Genomic DNA, 6,780 nt, shown 5'->3' on the forward strand with positions numbered 1-6,780 from the left:
CCAAGCCCCGCATCAGCCAAGTTTTCGCGATTCCCGCGATACGTGTTATTCTATCCTCAAATTCTAAGGAGGATTGGCATGCCCCAGCCCCCCAATGCCGCCCTACCCGATGACCTACCCTTCGCGCTTAGCCTAAGGCGCGTCAATCGCGGCGTGGGCTATGTGGCGCTCTTCCTGCCGGTGATCCTGATCGCGCTGACGATCTTCACCAATACCTGCTTCAACCAATCCATAAGCCATTACTACTATAGCCGCATCGGTGGCGATATTTTCGTTGGCGCGCTCACCTTAATCGGCCTGCTGTTGACCTTTTTCTACAGCTTCCGCACCAAGACGGTCGATGGTTACCTGCGGCACTATTGGTACGATATCTGGCTGATCAAGCTGGCCGGAGTTTCGGCCTTTCTTATTGCCTATTCCCCCACCACCGGGTCTGGCTGCGATTATAACGGGGCCGAAGTGGCGCGCACGTTTCTCACCTCGGCCAGCGGTTTTGCCCCGCCAGCCTCGGGTGTCACCGGCGCGCTGTCTTACGACATGTGGGCCACCTTCCCGGTCTTTGGCGCGCCCGAAAACGTGCCGATCCTCCTGCAATCGCTGCATTTTGGCGGTGCAGCGGTGATGTTCACGATCCTTGGCTATTTTTCCTACTTCGTTTTCACCCGAATCAACTCCTTCGCCTCGGTGATCGAAGGCAGCCGCAAAGGATTTCGCAACGTCTGGTATCGCGCGCTTGGCGTTCTGATCTTTGCCTGCGTGGCGATCATGGGCGGGGCGGCCATCCTGACCAAGCTCATCCTGTCGCCCGAGGCGGCACAGGCCTTTCTTGAGGTCTGGAACCACTGGCGGCTGACCTTCATCCTCGAATCCGTCGCCTTGATGAGTTTCGGCTTAAGCTGGATGATCAAGGGCCGGTTTATCAAATCCTTTGAAGATGGAGCTGAACACTAGGGCCTTGCCGCATAAAGCGCCACGGCGGCGGCATTGGAGACATTGAGCGAGCCGAAGGCACCGGCAAACTCGATCCGCACAAGCGCATCGCAGGTCTCGCGCGTCTTTTGCCGCAAGCCCGGCCCCTCGGCCCCCAGAACCAGCGCCACGGGCCTATCGCGCCGGCCTTCCATGGCCTCTTCGATGGTCTGCTCGGCCTCCCCCGCCAGCCCAAGCACAAGATAGCCCATGCCCTGCAATTCCTTGATCGCATCGGCCAGATTACGCACCTGCACATAGGGTTGCCGCTCAAGCGCGCCACTGGCGGTTTTGGCCAAGGCCCCGGTTTCGGGCGCGGAATGGTGGCGCGGGGCCACGACGGCGCAGGCGCCGAACACCTCGGCCGAGCGCAGGATCGCGCCCACGTTATGCGGGTCGGTCACCCGGTCCAGCATCACGACACGCGGCACGCCTGCCGCCCCGCCAAGCGCCAACTCCGACAATGGCCCCCAGTCGAGGGGCTTCACCTCCAGGGCCGCCCCTTGATGCACCGACTGTGGGTCAAGCGGCGCGGTGAACTTGCGCGGGTCGGCCATCTCGGGCGCGATCCCGGCCTGCGCAATCGCCTCGGACAGTTTGTCGGCAGCGTTCTTGGTGACAATCAACCGCAGTTTTTCACGTGCTGGATTCATCAGCGCATCGCGCACGGCATGCAGCCCGAAAAGCCAAACTGTTTCCCGCGTATTCTCGCGCTTTGCCTGTTCTTTTTCGATCACCCATTTGGGTTTTTTCGCTGCCATTTGCCACCTCTCGTACCAAGCGCCGACAATGCGTGCCGGCGCGCCGCACCGCAAGGCATTTTCGCCTTGACGCCCCACGGCACGATCCCTAAATACGCCCCCACGCCACGGGTCAAGGCCCGATGGAAAGTGGGCGACAGGCCGCAAGGTGTGGCAGGGGACTGTAACTCCCTCGCGGAGACGCACGCTAGGTTCGATTCCTAGGTCGCCCACCACTTTCCCCCGGTAAATCAGGTCACAAGCCGAAACAGCGCCATGGTCGCCGTGCTCATCCCCAAGGCCCAGCCAAAGGATGTCAGCGTGCCGATGATGACGTATTCGCTGGCCTTTTGTTGCTTGGTGGCCTCGAAGCGCAAAAGCGATTTGGCCGCGATGAGAAAGCCGACTCCCGTTGGCTCGCCCATGGCGATCAGCAGGAAAATCACCGCCCGTTCCAGCCGCCCGATCATTTGCCCCGCGTTTGCAAGGCCCTGCGCCTTGAAGGCTTGGGCATAGGGGGCGGTGATCAGGCCCACGGCATACCCCCCGGCAATCACCGTCAGGATCAAACCGGATATAACCACGGCAGGCCCTACCAAGAGGTCAAGCCACGGTGCCCACAGGCCGCCTGCTACGGCCTCGGGCCAGATCAAGACCGCCGCCGCAAGGCTGACCAAATGCGCCAGTTGATCCACGGCAAACGCGGTGAACGATCTGCGCCAGCTTTCGGGCAAGGCATAGGTCTTGATCCCGTCAATCACCAAATGCGCCACGGCGACCGTCGCCGCCACATGGGCCGCCCCGCCCAGCGCCGCAAGGCTCAGGCCAAAGACGACCCCGATATGCAGAATGAACACGCCCGGATGGCGCTTGGAGTCGACCATGCCCTTGGTCTGACACACAAAATCGGCCAGCACATGCGCCAGCAGAAGCGCAATGAACCCTGCGGTCATCTCGGGCGTGAGAGCAATCATATCGGCTTGCCTTGAAAAAAAGAAAGCATGTTCACTTGCCCTCCTCCAAAGCCTCAAGCGCCGCCTCGATCGCCGGATACCCTGCCGCCCAAAGCGCCTGATCCACCGCTTGCCGGGTGATGCCCAAGCGCGCGGCGGCCTCGGACCGCGGCCCCGATCCGGGTGGCAATTGCTCGGCCATGGCGCGGGCCTGCGCGGGAGTCCAGCCCTGCGCGATATGATCGGCCAGCCGCGCCGCCGCCGCCGAAGCACCTCCGCCCGCATCGTCAAGATACCGCCCCGAAGGCAGCTTTTCCAACAACCGCCCCGAGGCGGTGAACCCCGCCCCATGCGCCGTGTTGGGGTCTTTCCCCGGCATCTGCCCCGGCCCCACGGCCAAGGCAATGCGCGTGGCGCGGGTTTTGCCCAAGCGCCGCAGACAGGCCGTGATATAAAGCGCCGCCCGCAAGCCCAGCGCAGGCGCATCAAATGCCAACTGCCACGCATCCCCGCCCCGACGGGCAAAGCCCCACTGGCTTACACCCGGCCATGCGCGCACGTCTCGCGACGCCAAGGCCACCGCCTCAAGCGTCGCCTCCAGCGCCTCGACCTCCAAATCCGAGGACTCCACGATATCGCCAGTCAAAACCACAAACATGCGCGCAAGCATAAACGCTTTCTTGCTTTAAAAGCAAGCAAAATAACTTGCTCGCCAATTAGACCTGTATTTGCCCAAACTCTCCCCTTCTGCCACTGCCGCATCCCCCCTATACTGCCCGCAAATATAACGAGGGTCAGAGGGTGAGCATGGCCAAAAAGGCGAAACAGGCAAAGCCGACACAGCCATTCAACATCGTCATCGTCGGCCAAGGTGGACGGTTGCAATACGAGGCGGTGATTTTCGCCGCCTCCCTGCGCGAGACAAGCCCCGGGTTCAAAGGCCGCCTGATCGTGGCCGAGCCGCAAAATGGTCCGCTGTGGGGCAAAGACCCCAGCATGCGCGGCGGTCAGACCCGCAAGCTTTTGGAAGACCTAGGGGCCGAGATCATCCCCTTTCAATCGCGCCATTTCGGGGCCAGCTATCCCAACGGAAACAAGATCGAAGCCCTGCTGGCCATGCCCGAAGGCGAACCATTCGTGTTCTTCGACACCGACACGCTTGTCACCGGCGATATAACCAGCGTGCCCTTTGATTTCGCCCGCCCACAGGCGTCGATGAAGCGTGAAAACACATGGCCCGAGATCCAGCTTTACGGTCCCGGGCTTACCGCCACGTGGAAATCGCTATACGACAAGTTCGGCCTCGATTTCGAAAGCTCGCTCGACACCTCCTACCCGGATGAATTCTGGCGGCGCTATCTCTATTTCAACGCCGGGTTCTTCTACTACCAATGCCCCCGCGCCTTCGGGCAGCGTTTCCTGGACTACGCCCTTGCCATCCGCGATGACGCGCCGCCCGAACTGGTTTGTCAATCGCTTGACCCATGGCTCGATCAAGTGGCCCTGCCCTTGGTGATCCACAGTTTTGGCGGGGGCTACGGTTGCCTGCCCGATGGCTATCTCGACGGCGACATCACCTGTCATTATCGTTTCCTGCCGCTGCTGTACGCCCGCGAATCCGACCACGCGGTCGAGGTGCTGGAACGAGTGACCGCGCCCAATGGCGTCAAAAAGGTTCTCAAGAACCACGATCCGATGAAATTCATGATTTACCACGGTCGCGGACATAAGGTGCGGGACCTGTTTGACCGCGATGACTTGCCTCGCAAGGAGCAAGCCATCCGCAACCGCATCCGCCGCAATGGCTTCTGGATGCGCTGAGCCTGCGCCGCAAAGACGATATTCCCCTGCCAAGCCCGTATCGCGAATACCCGACTACGAAACCACCCCCTGGCGGAACGCCATCCCGCGCCTTGCAGGGCCAGTTGTTCCCCTCCCCTGAATGGCCTAGACAGATGGCAACACATTCCAAGGGAGAGATGATCCAATGGCCTATGGCTTCGATACATTGCAAATCCACGCGGGCGCACGGCCCGATCCGGCCACCGGCGCGCGGCAGGTGCCGATCTACCAGACAACGGCCTATGTTTTCCGCGATGCCGAGCATGCGGCGGCGCTCTTCAACCTGCAGGAGGTGGGCTATATCTATTCGCGCCTCACCAACCCCACCGTCGCCTCGCTGCAGGAGCGTATCGCGACGCTTGAGGGCGGGGCCGGGGCGGTGTGCTGCTCCTCGGGGCACGCGGCGCAGATCATGGCGCTCTTTCCGCTGATGGGTCCGGGCCTCAATGTGGTGGTCTCGACCCGGCTTTACGGCGGCTCGATCACGCAATTTTCCCAAACAATCAAGCGCTTCGGCTGGTCGGCGAAGTTCGTGGACTTCGACGATCTTGACGCCGTGGAAGCCGCAATTGACGACGATACGCGCGCCGTTTTCTGCGAGTCCATCGCCAACCCTGGTGGCTATATCACTGATCTTGATGCGATTTCCGCGATTGCCGACAAGGCGGGCCTGCCACTGATCGTCGATAACACCTCGGCCACGCCGTACCTGTGCCGCCCGATTGAGCATGGCGCGACGCTGGTGGTGCATTCGATGACCAAGTTCCTGACCGGCAATGGCACCGTCACCGGCGGCTGCGTGGTGGATTCGGGCAATTTCAACTGGTCGGCCTCGGGCAAATTCCCCTCGCTGAGCGAGCCGGAACCGGCCTACCACGGCCTCAAGTTCCACGAGACCTTCGGCCCGCTGGCCTTCACCTTCCACGGCATCGCCATCGGGTTGCGCGACCTTGGCATGACCCTCAACCCGCAGGCGGCACACTATACGCTGATGGGGATCGAGACCCTTTCCTTGCGGATGGAGCGCCACGTGGCCAATGCCGAAAAGGTCGCCGGTTGGCTGGAAAAACATGAGGCGGTAGAAGGGGTTACCTATGCGGGCCTGAAATCCTCGCCCTATCACGACCGGGTTGAACGCATTTGTCCCAAGGGCGCGGGCGGGCTCTTTACCGTGGCGCTCAAGGGCGGTTATGACGCCTGCGTGAAACTGGTCGATAGCCTTGAGCTGTTCAGCCATGTGGCCAATCTGGGCGACACCCGGTCGCTGATCATCCACTCGGCCTCGACCACCCACAGGCAGCTGACAGAGGAGCAACAGGTCGCCGCCGGGGCCGCGCCCAACGTGGTGCGGATTTCCATCGGGATCGAAGACGCCGACGACATCATCGCCGATCTGGAACAGGCCTTGGCGAAGGCCTCGGCCTGAAGAGGTTAACAGGTTGTGAATAGCGAACGGGCCCCGAGCGATTCGGGGCCCGTTTTGCTTTGTTGACAAGGGCGAGGCGCGATTTTGGGCGGGCTGTAACACGTCGGTATTTTGTCGGTATTGCGTCGGTGTCAGCGCTGCGCGGGGTGCGGATTAACAAGGCGCACGGTGGGCAAGCGTACGAAACGTACGTGGGTTTTGTACGTTTTGGCTTTGGTTAAGTGAGAACGGCGATGCGCCTTTCAGTCTCGGCAATATGCGGATGATCAGGCGGCAGGGTCGCGCGGAAAATCTCTAAGGCTTGCTCCAGCATCTCACGCCCTTCTTCAGCGCGATCCATCTGGCCCAAAAGCTGTCCGAGGTTGCCGAGCCGTATGGCATAGTCCGGATGCCCCTCCCCAATCGTCGCACGGCCAATCTCAAGCGCCTCGCGGTAGAGCCCCTCGGCCTGCTCATAGCGCCCCTGCGCCTGCACCACCCCGGCGAGGTTGTTGAGGTGGATGGCATAGTCCGGATGCGCCTCCCCAATCGTCGCGCGGTCAATCTCAAGCGCCTTGCGGTAAAGCCCCTCTGCCTCCGCATACCGCCCCTGCGCCTGCACCACCCCGGCGAGGTTGTTGAGGCGGGTGGCATAGTCCGGATGCCCCTCCCCAATCGTCGCACGGGTAATCTCAAGCGCCTCGCGGTAGAGCCCCTCGGCCTCCGCATAGCGCCCCTGCGCCTGCACCACCCCGGCGAGGTTGTTGAGGCGAATGGCATAGCTCGGATGGCCTTCCCCAATCGTCGCACGGCCAATCTCAAGCGCCTCGCGGTAGAGCCCCTCGGCCTGCTCATAGCGCCCCTGCGCCTG

Annotated in this window: 7 protein-coding genes and 1 tRNA gene; 4 read left to right on the top strand and 4 right to left on the bottom strand. The window is 61.9% G+C overall.

Annotated elements, in window-relative coordinates:
* Positions 1 to 78 precede the first annotated feature (78 nt).
* Complete coding sequence (locus tag QZ498_RS12555) at positions 79 to 951, top strand: hypothetical protein (RefSeq protein ID WP_294622741.1); 873 nt, start codon at positions 79 to 81, stop codon at positions 949 to 951.
* Here QZ498_RS12555 and rlmB read toward each other — a convergent pair.
* The gene (rlmB, locus tag QZ498_RS12560; protein ID WP_294622743.1) at positions 948 to 1,730 is read right to left on the bottom strand and encodes a 23S rRNA (guanosine(2251)-2'-O)-methyltransferase RlmB; all 783 of its coding nucleotides are present in this window, start codon (positions 1,728 to 1,730) and stop codon (positions 948 to 950) included. The two genes, QZ498_RS12555 and rlmB, sit on opposite strands and share 4 nt — an antisense overlap.
* A gap of 131 nt (positions 1,731 to 1,861) precedes the next feature.
* Between rlmB and QZ498_RS12565 the strand changes: the two genes are divergently transcribed.
* Positions 1,862 to 1,945, top strand: a tRNA-Tyr gene (locus QZ498_RS12565).
* 15 nt (positions 1,946 to 1,960) lie between these two features.
* Here the strand turns inward: QZ498_RS12565 and QZ498_RS12570 are convergent.
* Both QZ498_RS12570 and QZ498_RS12575 read right to left on the bottom strand, forming a co-directional pair.
* On the bottom strand, positions 1,961 to 2,683 hold the full coding sequence (locus QZ498_RS12570; protein WP_294622745.1) for a DUF3307 domain-containing protein: 723 nt from the start codon (positions 2,681 to 2,683) through the stop codon (positions 1,961 to 1,963).
* A 31-nt stretch (positions 2,684 to 2,714) separates the two neighbouring features.
* On the bottom strand, positions 2,715 to 3,332 hold the full coding sequence (locus tag QZ498_RS12575) for a MarR family transcriptional regulator (protein ID WP_294622747.1): 618 nt from the start codon (positions 3,330 to 3,332) through the stop codon (positions 2,715 to 2,717).
* A 137-nt stretch (positions 3,333 to 3,469) separates the two neighbouring features.
* Between QZ498_RS12575 and QZ498_RS12580 the strand changes: the two genes are divergently transcribed.
* Together QZ498_RS12580 and QZ498_RS12585 are read left to right on the top strand one after the other, a co-directional pair.
* Entirely contained in the window at positions 3,470 to 4,483 is a 1,014-nt protein-coding gene (locus QZ498_RS12580) for a hypothetical protein (RefSeq protein ID WP_294622749.1), read from the top strand.
* A gap of 166 nt (positions 4,484 to 4,649) precedes the next feature.
* A complete protein-coding gene (locus tag QZ498_RS12585) occupies positions 4,650 to 5,930 on the top strand; it encodes an O-acetylhomoserine aminocarboxypropyltransferase/cysteine synthase family protein (protein ID WP_294622751.1) in 1,281 nt (426 codons plus the stop codon).
* A gap of 217 nt (positions 5,931 to 6,147) precedes the next feature.
* Here the strand turns inward: QZ498_RS12585 and QZ498_RS12590 are convergent.
* On the bottom strand, positions 6,148 to 6,780 hold a 633-nt coding region (locus tag QZ498_RS12590), incomplete at its 5' end, for a tetratricopeptide repeat protein (protein WP_294622753.1).

It is taken from the genome of uncultured Roseovarius sp., assembly GCF_913057115.1.
Taxonomy (GTDB): domain Bacteria; phylum Pseudomonadota; class Alphaproteobacteria; order Rhodobacterales; family Rhodobacteraceae; genus Roseovarius.

Coding starts and splice junctions, on each gene's coding strand:
- QZ498_RS12555 (WP_294622741.1), top strand. CDS start 79: ATGCCCCAGCCCCCCAATGCCGCCCTACCCGATGACCTACCCTTCGCG.
- rlmB (WP_294622743.1), bottom strand. CDS start 1,730: ATGGCAGCGAAAAAACCCAAATGGGTGATCGAAAAAGAACAGGCAAAG.
- QZ498_RS12570 (WP_294622745.1), bottom strand. CDS start 2,683: ATGATTGCTCTCACGCCCGAGATGACCGCAGGGTTCATTGCGCTTCTG.
- QZ498_RS12575 (WP_294622747.1), bottom strand. CDS start 3,332: ATGCTTGCGCGCATGTTTGTGGTTTTGACTGGCGATATCGTGGAGTCC.
- QZ498_RS12580 (WP_294622749.1), top strand. CDS start 3,470: ATGGCCAAAAAGGCGAAACAGGCAAAGCCGACACAGCCATTCAACATC.
- QZ498_RS12585 (WP_294622751.1), top strand. CDS start 4,650: ATGGCCTATGGCTTCGATACATTGCAAATCCACGCGGGCGCACGGCCC.